Here is a 20,137-nt window from a genome sequence, read left to right as displayed (position 1 = left end):
CGAAAGCGAGCTGCGGCGGCGCGCCGACGGTGGACGATCGACATTTCCGGCAGGATCCCGCCGAAAGGAGGCGCCGAATGAACGCACCGAGGGACATCGGCGCGCGCATCCGCGAGGCGCGCAGGGCGGCCGGCCTCACCCAGGAACAGCTCGCCGAGCTCGCCGGCACCTCGACCCGCACCGTACGCGACATCGAGAAGGGCACGGGTGCGACCGCGCTGGGCATCGTGGCCCGCGTCGCCGAGGTCGTCGGCCTGCGACTGGTGGCCGACGGATGACCGAGGACCTCGAGCGTCTGCGCTTCACGACCACCGCCGACGTGTACAAGGCCGGCATCATCGCCGGTCGCATCGAACGACGGGCCGACGGGTCCACGGTGTTCCGCTACCGGTCCGAGTACCTCAGCGGCGAGCGCGACGGCACCCAGGCCCGGCCCATCGCCACCTCGCTCCCCCTCGACGACCGCGAGATCGTCACCTCGGGTGGAGCGCTGCCGCCGTTCTTCGCCGGACTCCTGCCCGAGGGACACCGCCTCTCGGTCCTCCAGCGCGCGGTCAAGACGAGCGCGAGCGACGAGCTGAGCCTCCTCCTCGCCGTCGGCCAGGACGTGCCCGGCGACGTGCAGGTGGTGGCCGAAGGCGAGGAGCCGATCGACCCTGCCCCACTCATCGGCGCCGTCGCGCCCGACGCCATGGACTTCGCGGAGCTCGTCGAGGGCATCGACCGGCACGCGATCCCGGGCGTGCAGCGCAAGGCGAGCGCCTCGATGATCTCGACGCCGCTCGCCACCCGGGCGGGCCGGTTCATCCTCAAGGTGTCGCCGCCCGAGTATCCGCTCCTCGTGCAGAACGAGGCGGCGCACCTTCGGGCGGCGAGGGCCATGAAGGTCCCGGTCGAGCGGTCGACGCTCGTCCACGATCGCAACGAGGTCACCGGCCTGCTCGTCGAGCGCTTCGACCGGATGCCCCGAGCTGACGGTTCCTGGCACCGACTCGCACTCGAGGACGCCACGCAGGTGCTCGCGGTGCCGCCGTCCTCGAAGTACGCGATCGCCGCCGAGGACGTGGTGCGGTCACTGGCATCCGTCACCGCTGCGCCGCTCGTCGCGACGCGCAACCTCTACCTGCAGTTCCTCTTCGCGTGGCTCACCGGCAACGGCGACCTGCACGCGAAGAACCTCTCGGTGCTCGAGACCCGGCCGGGAACGTGGTCGGTGGCGCCCATCTACGACGTGCTCTGCACCCTCGTGTACGGCGACACGTCGATGGCCCTTCCGATCGACGGTCGCACCCGCAACCTCCGCGCACGGCACTGGCACGCGTTCGCCGAGGCCATCGGGTTGCCCGCGCGGGCCGCTCGCTCGGCGGACGCGCTCGCGCTGCGCGTCTCCGCCGACGTCGATCTCGCCGGGGTCGGGTTCGCGGGCTCCCCGCTCAACGGCGCGCTGCGCGAACTGCGACTGCGCCGCGGCGAGCTGACCTGACCTACGACGGGTCGATCGGCGGGATCGCCTCCCCGGTCTCGATCCACGACTTCAGGCTCGAGAGCACCATCGGCCAGCTCTCGACGCTGTCGGCCTGCGACGGATGCCCCGGACTCCAGTCGTCGTTCGTGAACGTGAGCTTGGTGAGCCCGATCGCGGCCTGCTCGAGCCGCCAGGTCATGCGGCTCGACAGTTCGGCGTGGTTCTCGCGGTAGATGGGTCCCGGATGCTCGACGAGCTGCAGGATGTCACCCGGGTCGGCCTGGAGCACGTCGCCGTAGACGTGCACGGTCTCGTCGCCGCCCGCCCCCGGACCCACGTACTCGAACCGCCCACCGGGCGAAAGCTCGCCGCGCAGCACCGTGCCCCACATGACGGCGCGATTGCCCTCGTCGCCGGTGATGGCCTCCCAGACGACCCGGGGGTCGGCCTTGATGTAGATCGTCATCTCGAAGTCCTGCATGTTCGTCTCCTCCTGCATGCCTCGAACCTGCGGATGCCGCGTGCGCGGCGGCTTGCGGAAACGCGACATCCGTGGTGCCCACGATACTGAGGGCATGCCGTCGCGCGCCGCGCGGGTGCGAGGGGTCCCCAATCCGCGGTCGCCGCCCTAGGGTGAAACACGTGAGCCCCACGACGAGCAAGGCCACGATGCTGGAGATCGACGGGCGCGAGGTGCGCATCTCGAGCCCCGACAAGGTCGTGTTCCCCGAGCCCGGCATCACGAAGCTCGACCTCGTGCGGTACTACCTCGCCGTCGCCGACGGGGCGGTGCGCGGCGTCGCCGGCCGGCCCATGGTGCTGAAGCGGTTCGTGAAGGGCATCGAGGCCGAGGCGTTCTTCCAGAAGCGGGTGCCCGAGAACCATCCCGACTGGCTCGACACCGCGACGCTGCACTACGCGTCGGGCACCTCGGCCGAGGAGGCGGTGGTCCGGGATGCCGCGGGGCTCGCGTGGGTGGTGAACCTCGGATGCCTCGACCTCAATCCGCATCCCGTGCGCGCCGAGGACCTCGACCACCCCGACGAGCTGCGGGTCGACCTCGACCCCATGCCGGGCGTCGACTGGGGGCAGATCGTCGACGTGGCCATGGTCGTGCACGAGGTGCTCGCCGACCACGGCCTCGTGGGCTGGCCGAAGACGTCGGGATCCCGGGGCATGCACATCTACGCGCGCATCGAGCCCCGCTGGACGTATCGCGAGGTACGGCTCGCGGCCGAGACCCTGGCCCGTGAGGTCGAACGGCGCGCCCCCGGCCTGGCGACGGCCAGGTGGTGGAAGGAGGAGCGCGGCGAGAGCGTGTTCGTCGACTTCAACCAGAACGCGAAGGACCGCACGGTCGCGTCGGCGTACTCGGTGCGCCCGCTTCCCGATGCCCGGGTCTCGGCCCCGCTCGAATGGAACGAGGTGCACGACAGCCGCCCAGAGCGGTTCACGGTGCCCACGATGCTGCGACGCTTCGCCGAGCGCGGCGACGTCGCGGCCGGCATCGACGACGCGGTCGGCAGCCTCGAGGGGCTGCTCCGGCTCGCCGAGGAGCTCGGGCCGGCCGAGAAGCCGCCGAAGTCGTCGGATGGCAGCGGGCGACGACAGTCGACCATGCCGCTCCTCGAGATCGCCCGCGCGAAGACCAAGCCCGAAGCCCTCGAGGGACTCGAGCGCTGGAAGGCGAGGCATCCCGACGTCGTGCCGCTCCTGCAGCCGGCCGACGTGCTCGTCGACGGCATGCGCGGCTCGAGTTCGCTGTGGTACCGCATCCGGGTGAACCTGCAGCACGTCCCCGAATCCCAGCGGCCACCGCAGGAGCCGCTCGAGGTCGACTACGACCCGTGGGCGGCGTACCGCGGCGCCCGCGATGGGGTCGACGGCGTCAGCGTCGGCGACGGCGGGGAGCGCACCCAGTCGTGAGCGACCTCGGACCCGTCGACCCCGGACGCGCGGCCGACGCCGCCTGGCTGCGCCGGTGGCGCCTGCGCCCGGTCGGCGATCCGCAGACGACCGCCTCGAGCACGCTGATGCCCGTGCTCACCGAGGAGGGCACGCCCGCGATGTTGAAGATCGCGCACACCGAGGAGGAGGAACGCGGCGCCGACCTGCTCGCGGCGCTCGATGGTCACGGGGCGGCACGGCTGCTGCGACGAGAGGGCGAGGCGGCCCTCATCGAACGGGCCACGGGCCACGGCGACCTCGTTCGGCTGGTCAGGACCGGCGACGACGACGAGGCGACGAGGATCATCTGCGCGGTGGCCGGCGACATCCACGCGGCATCCGGGAGCGTGCTCGGTGGCGATGCGCCGCCGCGACTCATCGAGCTCCGCACCTGGTACCGGCACCTGTTCGCCCACGCCGACGAGCTCCGGTCGCTGCACCGCCGCGGCGCCGAACTCGCGGCGGCGCTGCTCGACGACGCCCGCGACGAGGTCGTGCTGCACGGCGACCTGCACCACGGCAACGTGCTCGACTTCGCCGAGCGCGGCTGGCTCGCCATCGACCCGAAGGCACTCCAGGGTGAGCGCGCCTTCGACTACTGCAACCTGCTCTGCAACCCGTCGCACGAGCGCGCACTCGCGCCGGGCCGGCTCGAGCGGCAGTTCGCGATCGTCGTGGATGCCGCCGCGCTCGAGCGCGACCGCCTGGCGCGGTGGCTCGTCTCGTGGTGCGCACTCTCGTCGACGTGGTTCGCGCTCGACGACGATCCCGCGCATGCCGAGTCGGCCGCCGCGATCGGGCAGCTCGCGCTGGGCCTCGTCGAGTGACGGCGGCCAGCCCGCGGCGCCGTGCGCAACCTCAGGGCTCGACCCGGTCGACCCGGTCGACCCGGAACACCGGGTAGTCGCCCGCGAACCGTTCGAGCTCGAGCCGCGGCGAGTTCCACCGCACCTTCATGTGCGGACGTGCGCCGAGGGCGACGAGGAGGTACCGGCGGAGGATGGGCGGGCGCTCGGCGACCGGCACCCCGGTGAGCACCACCTCCTCGCGGCGGCGGCGGATGATCACGGCACGTCCGCTCGCGGCGCGCACGTTGCGGACCCAGCCCACGTCGCGGCCCAGCATCGAGACGAGGTAGCGGATGCCGCGTCGCCGCACCATGACGAGGGGCACGCGCCGCGGCTGCCCGCTCGTGCGACCGCGCGTCTCGAGCACGACCGAGAACGGCGCGAGCCCGCGCTCGACGATGCGCATGAAGCGGCGCTGGATCTCGAGCGCCTCCGCGTTGGGCCGGCCGCCCGCGTACCGGGCGCGGGCTCGTTCGAAGAATCCCACGCCGCCGATTCTGGCACCTCCGTCAGCGCGTGAGGACCACCGGATCCGCGATCGCCCACTCGCGCACGAGCTCCTCGCGCACGGTGACGCCCGAGCCCGGGGCATCCGGAACCCTGAGCTGCCCGCGATGCTCGCCGTCGCCGAGCTCGAAGGGTGCGGTGAGATCCTCGGCGAAGTACCGCGACGAGGCCGACGTGTCGCCGGGAAGCGTGAAGCCCGGCAACGCGGCGAGCGCGACGTTGGCGGCGCGCCCCACCCCGGTCTCGAGCATGCCGCCGCACCAGACGGGCACGTCGCGTTCGCGGCACGCGTCGTGCACGCGGAGCGCCTCGAGGTACCCGGCCATGCGGCCTGGCTTGATGTTCACGATGCTGGTGGCGCCCCGCTCGATCGCGTCGATCGCGGTGGCCGTGTCGAGGATCGACTCGTCGAGGCACACGGGCGTCTCGCACGCCTCGGCGAGGCGAACGTGCGTGGCGAGGTCCTCCTCGGCGAACGGCTGCTCGATGAGGAGCAGTCCGAACGCATCGAGGCTCGCGAGCAGCGGGATGTCGTCGGCCGTGTACGCCGTGTTCGCGTCGACCTGCAGCAGGCCGTCGCGTCCCATGAGCTCGCGCACGGCGCCGACCGGCACGAGGTCCCATCCGGGCTTGATCTTCAGCTTGATGCGACGGTAGCCCTGCTCGAGGTAGCCGGTGACCTCGTCGAGGAGTTCCTCGAGCGTCGGGGCGATGCCCACCGACACGCCGCAGTCGACCCAGTCGCGCACGGCCCCGAAACATCCGGCCATCGACCGGCCCTGCGCCCGCAGCTCGGCGTCGAGCACCGCGGCCTCGAGCGCGCCCTTCGCCATGCGGTGACCCGCGACGAAGCGCAGGGTGGGGGCGACGGATGCCGCGAGCGGCACGCTGCCGATCGACGCCGCCGCCCGGCCAGACGCCGGCCCCGCGGCATCCGGAACCTGCTGCTCGCGGTCGTCGACCCAGATGTCGGTCTCGTGCGCCGGGTCGTCGATGAGCACGCCCGCCACGTGGCCGTCGTCCTCGACCGGCCGCGCCGGCTCGCGCAGCAGGGCCGGCGCGAGGTACCGCTCGATGACGGATGCCGCGCCGCCCACGTACTCGGAGGAGTAGAACGGGTCGCGGCCCGCGACGCACTCGCCCCAACCCTCACCCGCGTCGGTCACCGCGCGCACGAGGAGGACCTCGCGCACGGTCTCGCGTCCGAACGACGTCTCGAAGGGCCGCACCAGCGGCACCTCGAGGCGATGCAGCTCGAGGCGCTCGAGCCTGGGCGCCGGAGTCGGGTTCGGAGTCGCGGTCATCTTGCCTCCCGGACGGGTCGTCGACGACTCCAGTCTGGCGCACGCCGAATGTTCCCGTTCCCGCGCAGCGTTCCCCGTGCATCGGGAACGCCGCGCGGGAACGGGAACACGGGGGCCGTCAGACCCCGTCAGGAGCGCACGAGCTCGTAGAACCGCCAGAAGCCGAAGCCGTCCTCGATCACCGCGACGTCGGCGAAGCCGGCCTCGCGGGCGTAGCTTCGCAACGTCGCCGGCCGCATCACCGTGCCGGTCGCGGCGCTCGGCCGGTGCGAGAGGCCGTCGGGCAGGCAGATGAACAGGCTGAACCCGTACATGAGGCGGTCGAGGTCGTCGGCGTTCGGCGTGAACTCGTCGGCGACGGCCTCGTCCATGATGACGACGATCCCCTCGTCGCCCGTGGCATCGTGCATCGCGGTGAGGACGGCCTGCGGGTGCGGCAGGTCGTGCAGGCACTCGAAGGCGAACGCGGCGTCGAAGCGTCCGTGCGCGGCGAGGTTCGCGGCGTCCTCGACGTGGAAGCGGACTCGATCGCCGACGCCAGCACGTTCGGCGTGGGTTCGGGCGGCCCGCACCGACGGCTCGTCGATGTCGAATCCGTCGACCTGCAGCTGCGGATACGCCTTCGCGAGCGCGATCGACGACCAGCCCTCCCCCATGCCGATGTCGGCGATGCGGGCCCCTGGCCGGCTCAGCCGCTCGTGCAGGCGCGGAATCCGTGCGAACACCTCCGGTGCGGCGTCGAGCCATGGACGGTTCATGTCGGCCTGCGACTCGCGGGCGTGCACGCCGAGCTGCTCCCAGCTCACTCCGCCACCCGTGCGGTACGCCTCGAGGAGCGCCGGCATCTGCGCGCCCGCCGCGGCGAGCATGCGGGCCAGCGGAGCGGTGTAGGCGAGACTCGACCGGTCGGCGAGCACCTCGGCGGCGCCGGCGGGCAGCGCGAAGAGGCGGGAGTCGTCGGCGATGCCGCCGCCGACGACCTCGACGATGCCGACGGCGGCCTGTTGCTCGAGCCACTCGCGCGCGTAGCGCGGCGCCGTCGACGTCTGGCGTGCCAGGTCCGAGGCGGTGAGCGGTCCCGCGGAGACGAGGGCGTCGTACCAGCCGAGCTGCGTGCCGAGATGGATGGACATGGTCTCGATCCAGCCGAGGGCCGAGGCGACCAGACGTTCGGCGAACGCGTCGGCGCCCTGGTGGGTGGTGTCGGCGCTCTTGGCGGTGGTGTCGGCGCTCACGGCGGCGGTCGATTCCGCTGACGTGAGGACGGCGAGGTCGGACATGGGGGTTCCTTCCGTTCGATTGATGCCACGACGGTACGCAGCGGCATCCGTCGACCGCGTCGGCAGAACCATGCAAACCGAGGCGAGCGGGATGCATCGATCGATGCATCCCGCCGACCGGCGTTCGCTCGCGTGCCGTCAGGCGCCCGCGACGCGCCGCCCGTCGCGCCACCAGGCGGCCGCGGCCGTGCGCGAGCCCACGCCGAGCTTCAGGTAGATGTTCGCGAGGTGGCGGCCGACGGTCTTCTCGCTGATGAACAGTTGGTCGGCGATGTCGCGGTTGCTGGCGCCGCGGGCCACGTGCTCGAGGATCTCGCACTCACGGCTCGTCAGCGGACCGGCGGACTCCGCAGGGCGGTGCTGCACGACCTCGAGCTGCGCGCGAGCGCCCAGTCGCTCGAACATGGCGGATGCCTCGGCACGAAGATGCTCGGCCTGCGACCGGTCGCCGGCCGACTCGTGCGCGGCCGACAGCCAGGCCAGCATCCGAGCCTGCTCGCACCTCAGCCGATGCGAACGGAAGTACTGAAGCGCGTCGCCCAACGACGCGATCGAGGCCGGCGCGTCGCCGGCGGCGAGGGCGAGCATCCCGTCGGAGTGGTCGGCCCACGCCGCGAAGCCCTCGCTGCGATAGTCGTGCGCGGTCGCACGGAGCTCGTCACGGTACCGGCCCGCCTCGCCTGGTCGGCCGGTCGCCAGGGCGATCTCGACCGCGGCCCGGAACAGGCGGGCGCGGGCGAGGCGATCACGTCCCGCGAGCGCGGTCCGCACGAGGTTCCGGGCGCGCTCGGGGTCGCCGTCCTGGAGTTCCAGCAGGGCCTCGCCGGGCAGCGGATCGATTCCGGCCTCGCGGGCGAGCGCGTAGGCGTCGCGGGCTCCCGCCGCATCACCGCGCAGCCGCCGGAGCTCGCCGAGCTGGTACCAGCCCTCGCCGGCGACCCACGGGTTGCCGGCCGCCAGCGAGCCGCACACCTCGGTGAGCGCATCCTCGACGGTGTCCCAGTCGCCCACCTCCGACCGCAGCTCGAGTCGGTGCACCCGGCAGACGCCCGTGTAGATGGCGTCGCTGCCGTACTGGCGGCACCACTGCTCGGTCGCCTGCGTCCAGTCGGCCATGCGCCGATGGTCGGCGAGCTCGTAGCACCCTCGGATGGTCGTGCAGAAGATGTCGCCGCCCCACTCGGGTTCGATCTCGCCGGCGAGCACGTCGAGCATCGCCTCGTCGAGCTGTGCGAACCCGCGGGCGACCTCACCCGCACGCAGGTCGGCCATGCCCGAAACCACGAGGCTGAGCGTCGCGACCGCCCGGTCGGGCAGGCGCTGTGCCAGGTCGCGGAGCCGTTCGACCCATTCCGGCGACCACGGTTCACGGCCGTCCGCCAGCCCCGCCGAGGCATCGAGGTAGCCCAGGTAGGCGTGCAGGACCTCGTCGGGCCGGTCGCGCAGCAGCGCCTCGGCACGACGCAGCCACGCCATGCCCACGGTGACGTCGCCGGCGGTCAGGCGGAGCAGGGAGATCCGCAGCGCCGTCTCCGTGGCCTCCGTCGTGCGCCCGGCATCGCGGAACCGGGCGAAGGCCTCCTCGGCGAGCCCGATGCTCTCGGCGGGCCGGCCGAGCCACCACGCGCTCCTGCCCCAGAGCGCGAGGTCGTCGGGGGCGAGCGCACCGGCCGCGCGAGCGCGTTCGAAGCCGGTTGCGGCGGCCTGCCACTCCCGCTGCGCATAGGCGAGCCGAGCCTCCTCGAGCCCTGCCACCTCAGGCATGCCTGTATGGTACGCCGCGGCGCAGGCCGGCGCGGGTGGACGGGGCGGTCATGCCTCCCGGTCGGGATCATCGCGGGTGAAGACGTAGTCGCCGCACTCGTGGAGCTCCACGCGCAGGCGGTCGTCGGCCGCGAGCGCTGCGAAGGCCTCGCGTGAGGCATCCCGAAGCCGCGCGGCCACGAGCGGATCCTCGGCACGCACGCGCTCGAAGTCGGCGACGAGCGGCAGGCCGCCCTCGGCGCGCCACTCCGGCACCGCACCCCGGCCGAGCGCGCGGGCCGTGCGCGGCGAGTCGAGCCGCCACCGGACCTCGAACCGGTCGCTGCGGTCGGCGCCCGTGATGGCGTCGCGCAGCTCGCCGTAGAAGTCGGGCAGGAACGCCGTGACCTCGGCGCCGAGGCGCACGAGGTTCATGCGCGCATTGCGGCGGATGAGCGGGTCGTAGGTCCAGCGCATCTCGGTGATCCCGTGCGCGAGGCAGATGGCGCGCTGCCGGAGCTTCAGGGCCACGCCCACGCCGCGGCCGCGCGCCGCAGGATCGACCGCGTTCATGTGCGAGTGCAGGTGCACGCCGCCCGTCCAGCCGAGGAAGCCGAGGGTGGCGCCGAGCGGCGGTCCGCCCCCTGAGCCCGTCGAAGGGAGCCGCGCTTCGACAGGCTCAGCGACCGGAACGGCCACGAGCAACGTGTTGCCGGCGTGGTCGAGCGCCTGCAGCATCGAGCGGTCGGGGCCGCGCCCGGCGCCCCAGGTCGCCTCGAAGCGCGCGAGCACGCCGTCGAGCTCGTCGGGGCGCGCCGGACGCGTGACGATGCCGGCGCGTGCGTCTGCGGCATCCGCCATCGCGACCGCGTCAGCCTCGATGCTCACGCGAGCCGGTCCTCCATGCCCCAGGGCTGCCCGTAGCCGCCGTCGGCGACGGGGCGTGCCATCAGCTCGAGGAACGGCGCGGCATCGAACGCCTCGGGGCCCAGCACGCCGCGACCCTGCCATTCGCCCCGAGCGAGCAGTTCGAGTGCGACGACGGGGTTCAGCGCGGTCTGCCACACGACGCATTGCGCCTCGTACTCGGCCATCGTCCACTCGTTGTCGCTCACGTGGTAGAGGTACACCTCGCGCGGCGCGCCGTCGGTGCCGGTGCCGGTGACCCACAGGCCGGCGCACGTCTTGCCCGTCATGCGGGGGCCGATGGTCGCGGGGTCGGGCAACGCCGCCGCCACGACGTCACGAGGCGCGACGTGCACCGGGCCGTCCTCGCTGCGCACCCGGATCGGGGTCGTCGAGTCGAGGCCCAGCAGGTGCAGGGTGCGCAGGACGTTGATGAACTCGTCGCCGAGGCCGTACTTGAAGGTCGCGCGCTTCGCGTCGACCCAGCGCGGCATGAGGAGCACCTCCTCGTGCTCGACGTTCACGCACTCGACCGGTCCGATCCCTTCGGGGAAGTCGAACACCTCGGGCTCCGAGAACGGCGGGGTCGTGTACCAGCCGCGCTCCTTCTCCCAGACGACCGGCGGGTTCAGGCACTCCTCGATCGTCGTCCAGATCGAGAACGACGGGGCGAAGATCTCGTTGCCCGCCTCGTCGCGCACCACGAGGTTCGCGCCGTCGCGAACGCCGAGCTCGTCGATCTCGCTGAAGAGGTGGTCGGCGGCGTAACGGGCGAACACGTCGCTGAGGCCGGGCTCGACGCCCATGCCGACGAGCGCGAGCCGGCCCGCGGCATCCCAGTCGGTGGTCTGCGCGAACTGGTCGTCGCCGAGCTTCACGCCCGTCTGCGCGTAGGGGTCGGTCGGATGCGGCTCCGACAGGCTCATGGCCATGTCGACGTAGTCGGCGTCGGCGGCCAGCGCCCCCGCGAAGATCGCCGGCACGAACTTCGGCTCGACGGCGTTCATCACGTGGGTCGCCCCGTGTGCGCGGGCGACGGATGCCACGACCTCGGGATCCGACGCGTCGATCTGCGCCGTGGCGAACCGGCCCGCGACGGCGTCGCCGTGCCTGGCCCGGATCCAGTCCACCGTGCGTCGCGCACGGGACTCGTCGTAGTCGCTGACCACGAGCCGTTCGAAGAAGTCACGACGCGCCGCGATCTTCGCGATGGCGTCTCCGACGCCACCGGCGCCGACGAGGAGGATCCGCATCCCACGACGCTATCGCGGCTGACGCGGCGAGACGACCGTTCGCCCGGCGGAGGACGCCTGCGAATCGTCGTGGGCCGGCGAATGGTCGTCGCAGCGCTAACAGAAGCCGGCGATGCCCTCCCACGCGACGGCGGGGCTCGCGGCGCCCTCGCGCGCGACGGTCGCCTCGATGAGGCCGTACGGGCGGTCGGCCGCGAAGAACACCTCGCCCGGGTTGTCGAGGCCGAACGGCGCGAGGTCCACGACGAAGTGGTGCTTGTTCGGCATCGAGAAGCGCATCTCGGCGATCTCGGGATGCGCCTCGAGCACCGCGCGTCCCATGTCGAAGAGCGTCGCCTGCAGCCCCGCCGAGTATTTCGCCGCGAACGCCTCGAGGAGCAGCGACCGCACGCTCGCGTACGCCGCGTTGTAGTCGACGTCGGGGGTGCCGTAACGCCATCTTGCGGCGACATCCGTGGCCAGGATGCGGTCGGATGTCTCGGGCAGCGTCGTGTAACGGTCCTTCGGGTAGCCCTCGAACCCCGACTGCGTGGTCTTCAGCACGGTGAGGTCCTCGAGTCCGGCGATCACGTGACGGTCGGCGCCGTCGGCGACGACGACCGCGGTGCGGACCTCCTGGCCGCTGCGCACGAACGCATGGTCGTGCTCGCCGCCGCCCACCCCGATGCGCTGCCACGCGAACTGCTCGGCCTCCCAGCGCCCGCCGCTCACCCACTCGAACGACCCGGTGAAGTGGTCGGCGAGCCGCAGCAGGAACGCCTCGGGCGACCCGACCCCGTCGCGCGCGAACGCGAAGATCGTGTTCTTCTGGGTGTCGGTCGGCACGACGTGCGCGTTGTCGCCCGCGAGGTGCGCCGCCGCGAAGTCGCCGCGCAGCTGCGAGGTGACGTTGAGGTCCTCGATCTCGTGCCGTGCGGTGTCGCGCGTCACCTTGACGACCCGCACCTCGGCCTTGCCGTACTGGTTCGCGCCGAGGACGATGCGGTCGGATGTCGCGGGCTCGGTCATGCTCAGCTCCCTCGGTAGGTCGAGTACGAGAACGGGCTCAGGAGGAGCGGCACGTGGACGTGCCGGCCGTCGTCGGTGACGAGGAACGTGACGACGGCCTCGGGGTAGAACGCCTCGACGTTCCTGGCCCGGAACCACGCCCCCGTGTCGAAGCGGATGCGGTACTCCCCCGCGGGCAGGTCGTCGCCGCCGAGCCGCATGATGCGTCCGTCGGTGTCGGTCGTGCCCTCGGCGAGCACGCGCCAGGCCGTGCCGTCACGGCCCGAGAGCTCGACGTGCATGCCCTCGGCGGGCACGCCGGTCGCAGCGTCGAGCACGTGCGTCGTGATCCTCGATCGCGTCATGTCGTGGTCGCCCCTTTCAACGAAGCCGGTGCCGAAGCCGGCGCTCGGCGCAGCAGCCGTCCGCGCGGGGCCGTTCGGTCCACGAGCTCCCCGGCCAGGTAGGTGGCACGCACGACGCCGGCGAGCTCGCGGCCGTCGTACACGCACACCGGATGCCGGTGCTCGAGCGCCCTGGCGTCGACGGTGAACCTGTCGTCGGGGGCGAGGACCACCAGGTCGGCCGCGGCGCCCTCGACGATGCGCCCCTTCGAGGTGAGCCCGACGCGCCGCGCGGGCGCCGCCGACATCCACTCGACGACCTGTTCGAGCCGGATGCCGCGAGCCCGCGCCTCGGTCCAGACGAGCGGCAGCCCGAGCTGCAGCGACGCGATACCGCCCCACGCCTCGGCGAAGTCGCCGCCGGCCGCCTTCTTGAGTTCGGCGGGCGCGGGCGAATGGTCGGAGACGATGAAGTCGATGACCCCCTCTTGGAGCCCCCGCCAGAGCGCCTCGCGATTGCCGGCCTCGCGGATGGGCGGGCAGCACTTGAACGCGGTCGCGCCGCTGGCCACGTCATCGGCGCTGAGCACGAGGTAGTGCGGGCACGTCTCGACCGTGAGCCGAACCCCGTGCCGCTTCGCGGTCGCGATGCGGTCGAGTGCGTCGGCCGAGCTGAGGTGCAGGACGTGCGCCCGCGCCGCCGTGCGCGCCGCGCGCTCGATCACCGCCCCGATGGCGACGCCCTCGGCCTCACGCGGGCGGGAGGCGAGGAAGTCGGCGTATTCGGGGCTGTGCGGGTGCGGCGCTCCCTCGATGAGTGCGGCATCCTCGGCGTGCACGACGAGGAGGGAGTCGTCGGCGCCCACGAGCACGGCCATGGCGCGCTCCATCTCGTCGGTCGTCACGGGCGGGAACTCGTCGACCCCGGAGTGCACGAGGAAGCACTTGAACCCGAAGACCCCCGCCTCGACGAGCGGCTCGAGGTCGGCGAGGTTGCCGGGCACGACCCCGCCCCAGAACCCGACGTCGACGATCACCCGACCCTCGGCGGCACGGCGCTTCGCATCGAGCGCGGCGACCGTCGTGGTGGGCGGGATGCTGTTGAGCGGCATGTCGACGATGGTCGTGACCCCGCCCGCGGCGGCCGCCCGGGTCGCGGTCTCGAAGCCCTCCCACTCGGTGCGCCCGGGCTCGTTCACATGCACGTGCGTGTCGACGAGCCCCGGGATGAGCACCTCGTCGGGCGCGAGTCCGACGGTTCGTACCGCGGCCGGCTCCGACACCGATGCCCGAATGGCATCAATGTCGGAGTCGATTCGAACGATGCTCCCGTCGCGAATGCACACGACCGCGGGCACGAACGCGCCGTCGATGAGCACGCGGTCGCCCCGGATCACGAGGTCGAACCCCGGCAGGTCGAGGCCCGCGGCGTCCGTCATCGCGGCCCGCTCCGTCCGGCGCGGCCGGTGAGCCGCACCTGGCGGTTCACGTCCTTGTAGAGGAGGTAGCGGAACGGCCCGGGGCCGCCCGCGTAGCAAGCTTGCGGGCAGAACGCCCGAAGCCAGAGGAAGTCGCCCGCCTCGACCTCGACCCAATCGCCGTTCAAGCGGTAGACGCCCGTGCCCTCGAGCACGAAGAGGCCATGCTCCATCACGTGGGTCTCGGCGAATGGGATCTTGCCGCCCGGCTGGAAGGTCACGATGTTCACGTGCATGTCGTGCGCGAGGTCATCGGGGTCGACGAATCGCGTGGTCGCCCAGGCTCCGTCGGTGTCGGGCATCGGCTGCGGCCGCACCGCGGCGTCGCTCGTGACGAACGACGCGGGCAGCCGCACCCCGTCGACCGGCTCGTACGCCTTGCGGATCCAGTGGAAGCTCGCGAACTCCGCCCCCTCGTTCGCGACCGACCACGGGGCGCCGGCCGCGAGGTACGCGTACCCCCCGGGCTCGAGCACGTGCGTCTCGCCCTCGATGGTGAGCGTGAGCTCGCCTGCCGTGACGAACACGACGCCCTCGACGCCGAGTTCCCGCTCGGGCCGCTCGGCGCCCCCGCCCGGACCGATCTCGACGATGAGCTGCGCGAACGTCGTCGCGAACCCCTCGATCGGCCGCGCGAGGATCCACGACCGCGTGTTCGTGAAGCCCGGCAGGTTGCTCGTCACGATGTCGCGCAGGGCACCCTTCGGGATCACCGTGTACGCCTCGGTCACGATCGCGCGTCCGCTGAGGAGCTCGGCCTGTCCCGGCAGCCCGCCCTCTGGAGTGAAGTAGCTCATGGCGTCCCCTTCGCGAGTCTCGGATGGGCGAGCCCCGTGAGCGCCGCCTCGTCAAGGCCGGTGTCGGCCACGACCTCGGCAACGGAGATCGCCCCGCAGCGCACGCCGCGCAGCACGAATGCCGCGAGCGCGCGCACCGTGGCGGGTTCGTCGAGCACGGCTCCGGATGCCCCGGTGCCGGTTGCCCCGACGACGTGGTCGCGCAAGCGAGCGGATGCCTCGGGGTACGCGTCGCGGTAGAACGCGTACGTCGCGATGAACCGCGTCGGCAGCTGGTGCGGATGCAGGTCCCAGCCTTGGCTGAACCCGCGTTCGAGCGACCGGCGCACGAGGCGCGCGTGCAGCCGCCACGCCGCGGCGGCGCGGTCGCCGACCGGGAGCACGTTCGTCGACCCGTCGGAGAGGCGAATGCCGGTACCGGCCACGGCGAGCTGCATGACGCCCTTGGCGAGATCGGCGGCCGGGTGCTCGAGCGACTGGTACGGCCCCGGGATCTGCAGCGACGCGCTGTAGTCGTAGGTGCCGTAGTGCAGGCCGCTGATCCGCCCGGGCGCCGCGTGCGGCAACCGGGCGACCGGCGCGTCGCCGTCGGCGCCGAGCACGAGCTGGGGCGTCTCGACCTGCACCTCGAAGCGCAGGCGCCCGTCGGGCAGGCCGTGCGCGCGCTCGAGCGCGGCGACGACCTCGGCCATCGCCTCCACCTGCGCGACGGTCGACACCTTCGGGAGCGTGAGCGCGAGGCCGTCGGGCAGGCCGCCGTGCTCGACGAGCGCGGTCACGAACAGGTCGAGCGTCCGGATGCCCCGGGCTCGCGTCTCGGCCTCGAACGACTTGAACCGGATGCCGATGAAGGGCGGCGCGAACCCGGCTCCCTCGGCGGCGACGACGCGCTTGGCCGCGCGCACGGCGTCGGCGTCCTCAACGGCGTCGCCGCGGTCGCCGTAGCCGTCCTCGAAGTCGATGCGCAGGTCCTCGATGGGTTCGCGTTCGAGCTTCGCGCGGACGTCCGGCGCGACCACGGCGGCGAGCCGGTCGTCGATGCCGACGGCGGCGGCGAGCGCCTCGAGACCGCCGACGTCGGCCGCGGCGGCGAGCGCGGTGCGCCCCCACACGGTGGGGAGCTCGGGCGCGTACCGGTCGGCGGGCACGTACACGGTGTGCACCGGTTGGCGCGACCCGTCGTCGCCGGGGTAGCCGCGGGCGAGCAACTCGTCGGTCTCGGCCAGCCGGGCGTCGACGGCGGCGAGGTCGCGGGCGGTGAGCGCGGGGCGCATGCCTCATCTTCGCGCAGATGCGCACGTGGCGTAACCGGATCGCTCGGTGCGCCCCGGCGTAGACTCGCGAGACGAGGGAGTTCGACCATGGATCACATCGCCGTGACGGTCAACGGGGAGCATCGCCTGTTGCGCGGGATCTCCGCGCACACGTCGGCGCTCGATTGGCTGCGCGCGAACGGACTCACCGGGTCGAAGGAGGGCTGCGCCGAGGGCGAGTGCGGCGCCTGCGCGATGCTCGTCGCCACGCCCGACGACCGGGGCGGCACGCGGTGGACGGCCGTGAACTCGTGCCTCGTCCCGGCCGCCGCCCTCGACGGTCAGGAGGTCGTCACGGCCGAGGGCCTCGGCACCCCCGAGCACCTGCACCCCGTGCAGGCCCGGCTCGCCGAGGCCGGCGGATCGCAGTGCGGCTACTGCACCCCGGGCTTCGCCTGCAGCATGGCGGCCGAGTTCTACCGCGCCGACCGGGTGCCCGCGAGTGCGACGGAGGCCACCGCCCGAGCGGATGCCGCGGCCGACGGGACGCACGGACCGAACGGGTTCGACCTGCACGCGCTGAGCGGCAACCTCTGCCGGTGCACGGGCTACCGCCCGATCCGCGATGCCGCGTACGCGCTCGGCGACCCCGACGCCGAAGACCTGCTCGCGCAGCGTCGCAGTCGGCCGGCACCCGCGCCGCGCGCGACACTGCTCGAGGCCGACGGCGAGCGGTTCATCCGCCCCTCCTCATTGGAGGAGGCGCTGCGCGTGCTCGCCGAGGAGCCCGAGGCGATGGTCGTCGCGGGCTCGACCGACTGGGGCGTCGAGGTGAACCTCCGCGCGCGCCGGGCGGCCCTCACGCTCGCGATCGACCACCTCCCCGAACTCCGCGGGGTCACGTTCGGCGACGCCTCGATCGAGCTCGGCGCCGCGTTGCCGCTCACCGAGGTGGAACGCCGACTCGCCGGCCGGGTGCCGCTGCTCGCGGAGCTGTTCCCGCAGTTCGCGTCGCCGCTCATCCGCAACCGCGCCACCATCGGCGGCAACCTCGGCACCGCCTCCCCGATCGGCGACACGGCGCCCGCGCTTCTCGCGCTCGAAGCCCGCGTCGTGCTCGTCGCGGCAGGCGGCGAGCGCGAGGTCGACCTCGGCGACTTCTTCACGGACTATCGGCAGACGCTGCGGCGCCCCGACGAGCTCATCCGTGCCGTGCGGATCCCGCTGCCGCTCGCGCGGTTCACGGCGTTCCAGAAGATCGCGAAGCGACGCTTCGACGACATCTCGAGCGTGGCGGTCGGCTTCGCCCTCGACCTCGACGGCGACGTCGTGGCATCCGCTCGCATCGGGCTCGGCGGCGTCGCCGCGACGCCGCTGCGCGCCAAGGCGACGGAGGCGCTGCTCGCCGGACGCCCGTGGGACCTCGACACCGTGCGGGACGCGGCATCCGTGTTGGCCTCGGAGGGCACCCCCATGTCGGATCACCGGGCGAGCGCCGAGTACCGTTCGCGCATGCTCGGCACGGCGCTCGAGCGGCTCTACCGCACTCGCCCCCAGGCGGCAGGGGCGGTGACGACATGAGCGAACTCGCCGAGCGCCCGGCGCACCCGGCCGTCGGCCAGCCGGTGCCGCACGAGGGCGCCGTGCTGCACGCCACCGGCACGGCCGTCTACACCGACGACCTCGCCGCGCGCCGAAGCGACGTGCTCACGGCCTGGCCCGTGCAGTCCGAGCACGCGCACGCGCGGGTGACCCTCGACGTGGCCGACGCGCTCGCGGTTCCCGGCGTGGTGCGCGTGCTCACCGCCGCCGACGTCCCGGGCGTCAACGACGCCGGCAGCGCGGGCGACGAATCGCTGTTCCCGAGCGAGGCGATGTTCCACGGGCACGCGCTCGCGTGGGTGCTGGGCGAGACCGACGAAGCGGCACGCCTCGGCGCGGCCGCCGTGCGCGTGGCCTCCGAACCGCTGCCATCGATCATCACGGTGGCCGAGGCGATCGAGGCCGGTTCGTTCCAGGGCATTCCGCGCACGATCCGGCGTGGCGACCCCGAGCGCGCGCTCCTCGACGCGCCGCACGTCTTCGAGGGCACCACACTCATCGGCGGTCAGGAGCACTTCTACCTCGAGACGCACGCCTCGCTCGCGCACGTCGACTCCGAGGGGCAGGTGTTCGTCGAGTGCGGCACCCAGAACCCCTCCGAGGCGCAGCACGTCGTCGCGCACGTGCTCGGAGTGCCGAACAACCGGGTCACCGTGCAGTCCCTCCGCATGGGCGGCGGGTTCGGCGGCAAGGAGGTGCAGCCGCACGGGTTCGCGGCCGTCGCCGCCCTCGGCGCGGTGCTCACCGGGCGGCCGGTGCGTGTGCGGCTCACGCGAGCGCAGGACCTCACGATGACCGGCAAGCGGCATCCGTTCCACCTCGACTGGAAGGCCGGGTTCGACGACGAGGGGCACTTCATCGCGCTCGCGGCGACGCTCACCTCCGACGGCGGCTGGTGCCTCGACCTCTCCGAGCCCGTGACCGCTCGCGCGCTCATGCACGTCGACAACGCGTACTGGATCCCGAACGTCGTGGTGCAGGGGCGCGTCGCGAAGACGCACAAGACGTCGCAGACGGCGTTCCGCGGGTTCGGCGGGCCGCAGGGCATGTTCCTCGTCGAGGACATCCTCGGCCGGGTGGCGCCGCTCCTGCGGATCGACCCGCCGGCGCTCCGCGAGCGGAACTTCTACGTCGCCGGCCAGACCACGCCCTACGGGCAGCCCGTGCGCCACGCCGAACGACTGCACGAGGTGTGGAGCCGCCTGCGCCGCGAGAGCGAGTTCGACGAACGGCGGGCGCAGGTCGCCGCGTTCAACGCACAGCACGCCGACACCAAGCGCGCCCTCGCGATCACGCCCGTGAAGTTCGGGATCTCGTTCACCCTGACCTCCTACAACCAGGCCGGCGCGCTCGTGCACGTGTACACCGACGGCTCGGTGCTCATCAACCACGGCGGCACCGAGATGGGACAGGGGCTGCACACGAAGATGCTGCAGGTCGCCGCCACGGCCCTCGGGGTGCCGGTCGAGTCCGTGCGCCTCGCACCGACGCGCACCGACAAGGTGCCGAACACCTCGGCGACGGCGGCCTCGTCTGGCGCCGACCTGAACGGCGGCGCGATCAAGGACGCCTGCGGGCAGATCCGCGATCGGCTCGCGGCGGTCGCCGGGCGGATGCTCGGCATCGACGCCCGCGACGTGCGCTTCTCCCGGGGTCGAGCTTCAGGGCTCGGCACCACCGGGCCGTCGGTCACGTTCCGGGACGTGGTGAGCGCCGCCTACGACCAGCGGGTGCAGCTCTTCGCCGCCGGCTACTACCGCACCGAGGGCCTGCACTGGGACACGGAGGCCATGCAGGGTTCGCCGTTCAAGTACTTCGCCTATGGCGCCGCCGCGTGCGAGGTCGAGGTCGACGGGTTCACCGGCGCGAATCGCATCCGCCGGGTCGACATCGTGCATGACGTCGGCGACTCCCTCTCCCCGATCGTCGACCTCGGCCAGGTCGAGGGCGGCTTCGTGCAGGGCGCCGGCTGGCTCACCCTCGAGGACCTCCGATGGGACGAGACCGACGGTCCCGGTCGCGGGCGCCTGCTCACGCAGTCGGCGAGCACCTACAAGCTCCCGAGCTTCTCGGAGATGCCCGAGGTGTTCAACGTGCACTTCTTCGAGCGGGCCACCGAAGACGGCGTCGTCTACGGCTCGAAGGCCGTCGGCGAGCCGCCGCTCATGCTCGCCTTCAGCGTGCGGGAGGCGCTGCGCCAGGCGGTCGCGTCGTTCGGGCGACCCGGATACAGCGTCGACCTCGCCTCGCCCGCCACGCCCGAGGCGGTGTTCTGGGCGATCGAGGCGGCGCGGCGCGCCGTGTCGGCGGCATCCGCGGCCGACGGTGGTGCGAGCGACCACGACGGCGGCGGGCGAGCGGATGCCTCGGGGCTCGGCACTGCGGCCGACGCGGAACGCCCGCTCGTGCCCTTCGACCGCTGA

General features: G+C 72.7%; 18 protein-coding genes. 6 read left to right on the top strand and 12 right to left on the bottom strand.

What is annotated here, in order from left to right; genetic code table 11:
- Positions 1-77: 77 nt before the first annotated feature.
- Complete coding sequence (locus ACVFI9_RS05330) at positions 78-278, top strand: helix-turn-helix domain-containing protein (protein ID WP_474765009.1); 201 nt, start codon at positions 78-80, stop codon at positions 276-278.
- The gene (locus ACVFI9_RS05325; protein WP_474765008.1) at positions 275-1,483 is read left to right on the top strand and encodes a type II toxin-antitoxin system HipA family toxin; all 1,209 of its coding nucleotides are present in this window, start codon (positions 275-277) and stop codon (positions 1,481-1,483) included. Before ACVFI9_RS05330 ends, ACVFI9_RS05325 begins: the two co-directional genes overlap by 4 nt.
- A 1-nt stretch (position 1,484) precedes the next feature.
- Here the strand turns inward: ACVFI9_RS05325 and ACVFI9_RS05320 are convergent, their stop codons facing one another.
- Positions 1,485-1,964 (bottom strand): SRPBCC domain-containing protein, encoded by a 480-nt coding sequence (locus ACVFI9_RS05320; protein WP_474765007.1) that lies wholly within the window; start codon positions 1,962-1,964, stop codon positions 1,485-1,487.
- Positions 1,965-2,134: 170 nt separating this feature from the next.
- On the opposite strand from ACVFI9_RS05320, the gene ligD reads away from it, so the two are divergent.
- Positions 2,135-3,391, top strand: coding sequence for a non-homologous end-joining DNA ligase (gene ligD / locus ACVFI9_RS05315; protein ID WP_474766375.1), 1,257 nt, complete (start codon positions 2,135-2,137; stop codon positions 3,389-3,391).
- Positions 3,388-4,239 (top strand): aminoglycoside phosphotransferase family protein, encoded by an 852-nt coding sequence (locus ACVFI9_RS05310; RefSeq protein WP_474765006.1) that lies wholly within the window; start codon positions 3,388-3,390, stop codon positions 4,237-4,239. Before ligD ends, ACVFI9_RS05310 begins: the two co-directional genes overlap by 4 nt.
- 31 nt (positions 4,240-4,270) lie before the next feature.
- Here the strand turns inward: ACVFI9_RS05310 and ACVFI9_RS05305 are convergent, their stop codons facing one another.
- The 11 genes from ACVFI9_RS05305 to ACVFI9_RS05255 form a co-directional block, all read right to left on the bottom strand.
- A complete protein-coding gene (locus ACVFI9_RS05305; protein ID WP_474765005.1) occupies positions 4,271-4,747 on the bottom strand; it encodes a nitroreductase family deazaflavin-dependent oxidoreductase in 477 nt (158 codons plus the stop codon).
- 22 nt (positions 4,748-4,769) lie between these two features.
- Positions 4,770-6,071: an o-succinylbenzoate synthase gene (gene menC / locus ACVFI9_RS05300; protein WP_474765004.1), complete on the bottom strand. Its 1,302-nt coding sequence runs from the start codon at positions 6,069-6,071 to the stop codon at positions 4,770-4,772.
- A gap of 128 nt (positions 6,072-6,199) precedes the next feature.
- Complete coding sequence (locus ACVFI9_RS05295) at positions 6,200-7,351, bottom strand: class I SAM-dependent methyltransferase (protein ID WP_474765003.1); 1,152 nt, start codon at positions 7,349-7,351, stop codon at positions 6,200-6,202.
- 138 nt (positions 7,352-7,489) lie between these two features.
- Positions 7,490-9,115, bottom strand: coding sequence for a LuxR C-terminal-related transcriptional regulator (locus tag ACVFI9_RS05290; RefSeq protein ID WP_474765002.1), 1,626 nt, complete (start codon positions 9,113-9,115; stop codon positions 7,490-7,492).
- A gap of 48 nt (positions 9,116-9,163) precedes the next feature.
- Positions 9,164-9,982 carry a hypothetical protein gene (locus ACVFI9_RS05285; protein ID WP_474765001.1) on the bottom strand — a complete coding sequence of 273 codons (819 nt, stop codon included), beginning with the start codon at positions 9,980-9,982 and terminating at the stop codon, positions 9,164-9,166.
- Positions 9,979-11,253: a saccharopine dehydrogenase family protein gene (locus tag ACVFI9_RS05280; RefSeq protein WP_474765000.1), complete on the bottom strand. Its 1,275-nt coding sequence runs from the start codon at positions 11,251-11,253 to the stop codon at positions 9,979-9,981. Before ACVFI9_RS05280 ends, ACVFI9_RS05285 begins: the two co-directional genes overlap by 4 nt.
- 96 nt (positions 11,254-11,349) lie before the next feature.
- Positions 11,350-12,261 (bottom strand): factor-independent urate hydroxylase, encoded by a 912-nt coding sequence (pucL, locus tag ACVFI9_RS05275; protein WP_474764999.1) that lies wholly within the window; start codon positions 12,259-12,261, stop codon positions 11,350-11,352.
- A gap of 2 nt (positions 12,262-12,263) precedes the next feature.
- The gene (gene uraH, locus ACVFI9_RS05270) at positions 12,264-12,605 is read right to left on the bottom strand and encodes a hydroxyisourate hydrolase (RefSeq protein ID WP_474764998.1); all 342 of its coding nucleotides are present in this window, start codon (positions 12,603-12,605) and stop codon (positions 12,264-12,266) included.
- Positions 12,602-14,023: an allantoinase AllB gene (gene allB, locus ACVFI9_RS05265; RefSeq protein ID WP_474764997.1), complete on the bottom strand. Its 1,422-nt coding sequence runs from the start codon at positions 14,021-14,023 to the stop codon at positions 12,602-12,604. Before allB ends, uraH begins: the two co-directional genes overlap by 4 nt.
- Entirely contained in the window at positions 14,020-14,859 is an 840-nt protein-coding gene (locus ACVFI9_RS05260; RefSeq protein WP_474764996.1) for a bifunctional allantoicase/(S)-ureidoglycine aminohydrolase, read from the bottom strand. The genes allB and ACVFI9_RS05260 overlap by 4 nt, the downstream gene beginning before the upstream one ends.
- Positions 14,856-16,133 carry a DUF6986 family protein gene (locus ACVFI9_RS05255; protein WP_474764995.1) on the bottom strand — a complete coding sequence of 426 codons (1,278 nt, stop codon included), beginning with the start codon at positions 16,131-16,133 and terminating at the stop codon, positions 14,856-14,858. The genes ACVFI9_RS05260 and ACVFI9_RS05255 overlap by 4 nt, the downstream gene beginning before the upstream one ends.
- Positions 16,134-16,220: 87 nt before the next feature.
- Here ACVFI9_RS05255 and ACVFI9_RS05250 point away from each other — a divergent pair, with 87 nt between their 5' ends.
- Together ACVFI9_RS05250 and xdhB are read left to right on the top strand one after the other, a co-directional pair.
- A complete protein-coding gene (locus tag ACVFI9_RS05250) occupies positions 16,221-17,693 on the top strand; it encodes a xanthine dehydrogenase small subunit (RefSeq protein WP_474764994.1) in 1,473 nt (490 codons plus the stop codon).
- Entirely contained in the window at positions 17,690-20,137 is a 2,448-nt protein-coding gene (gene xdhB / locus ACVFI9_RS05245; protein WP_474764993.1) for a xanthine dehydrogenase molybdopterin binding subunit, read from the top strand. The genes ACVFI9_RS05250 and xdhB overlap by 4 nt, the downstream gene beginning before the upstream one ends.

The organism is Agromyces sp. NSFZ (assembly GCF_056156205.1).
This window is presented reverse-complemented; position numbering and strand designations above follow the sequence as displayed.

Excerpts from the sequence above, each read along its gene's own strand:
- ACVFI9_RS05330 (WP_474765009.1), top strand. The coding sequence starts at position 78 with ATGAACGCACCGAGGGACATCGGCGCGCGCATCCGCGAGGCGCGCAGG.
- ACVFI9_RS05325 (WP_474765008.1), top strand. The coding sequence starts at position 275 with ATGACCGAGGACCTCGAGCGTCTGCGCTTCACGACCACCGCCGACGTG.
- ACVFI9_RS05320 (WP_474765007.1), bottom strand. The coding sequence starts at position 1,964 with ATGCAGGAGGAGACGAACATGCAGGACTTCGAGATGACGATCTACATC.
- ligD (WP_474766375.1), top strand. The coding sequence starts at position 2,135 with ATGCTGGAGATCGACGGGCGCGAGGTGCGCATCTCGAGCCCCGACAAG.
- menC (WP_474765004.1), bottom strand. The coding sequence starts at position 6,071 with ATGACCGCGACTCCGAACCCGACTCCGGCGCCCAGGCTCGAGCGCCTC.
- ACVFI9_RS05295 (WP_474765003.1), bottom strand. The coding sequence starts at position 7,351 with ATGTCCGACCTCGCCGTCCTCACGTCAGCGGAATCGACCGCCGCCGTG.
- ACVFI9_RS05290 (WP_474765002.1), bottom strand. The coding sequence starts at position 9,115 with ATGCCTGAGGTGGCAGGGCTCGAGGAGGCTCGGCTCGCCTATGCGCAG.
- ACVFI9_RS05280 (WP_474765000.1), bottom strand. The coding sequence starts at position 11,253 with ATGCGGATCCTCCTCGTCGGCGCCGGTGGCGTCGGAGACGCCATCGCG.
- pucL (WP_474764999.1), bottom strand. The coding sequence starts at position 12,261 with ATGACCGAGCCCGCGACATCCGACCGCATCGTCCTCGGCGCGAACCAG.
- uraH (WP_474764998.1), bottom strand. The coding sequence starts at position 12,605 with ATGACGCGATCGAGGATCACGACGCACGTGCTCGACGCTGCGACCGGC.
- allB (WP_474764997.1), bottom strand. The coding sequence starts at position 14,023 with ATGACGGACGCCGCGGGCCTCGACCTGCCGGGGTTCGACCTCGTGATC.
- ACVFI9_RS05260 (WP_474764996.1), bottom strand. The coding sequence starts at position 14,859 with ATGAGCTACTTCACTCCAGAGGGCGGGCTGCCGGGACAGGCCGAGCTC.
- ACVFI9_RS05255 (WP_474764995.1), bottom strand. The coding sequence starts at position 16,133 with ATGCGCCCCGCGCTCACCGCCCGCGACCTCGCCGCCGTCGACGCCCGG.
- ACVFI9_RS05250 (WP_474764994.1), top strand. The coding sequence starts at position 16,221 with ATGGATCACATCGCCGTGACGGTCAACGGGGAGCATCGCCTGTTGCGC.
- xdhB (WP_474764993.1), top strand. The coding sequence starts at position 17,690 with ATGAGCGAACTCGCCGAGCGCCCGGCGCACCCGGCCGTCGGCCAGCCG.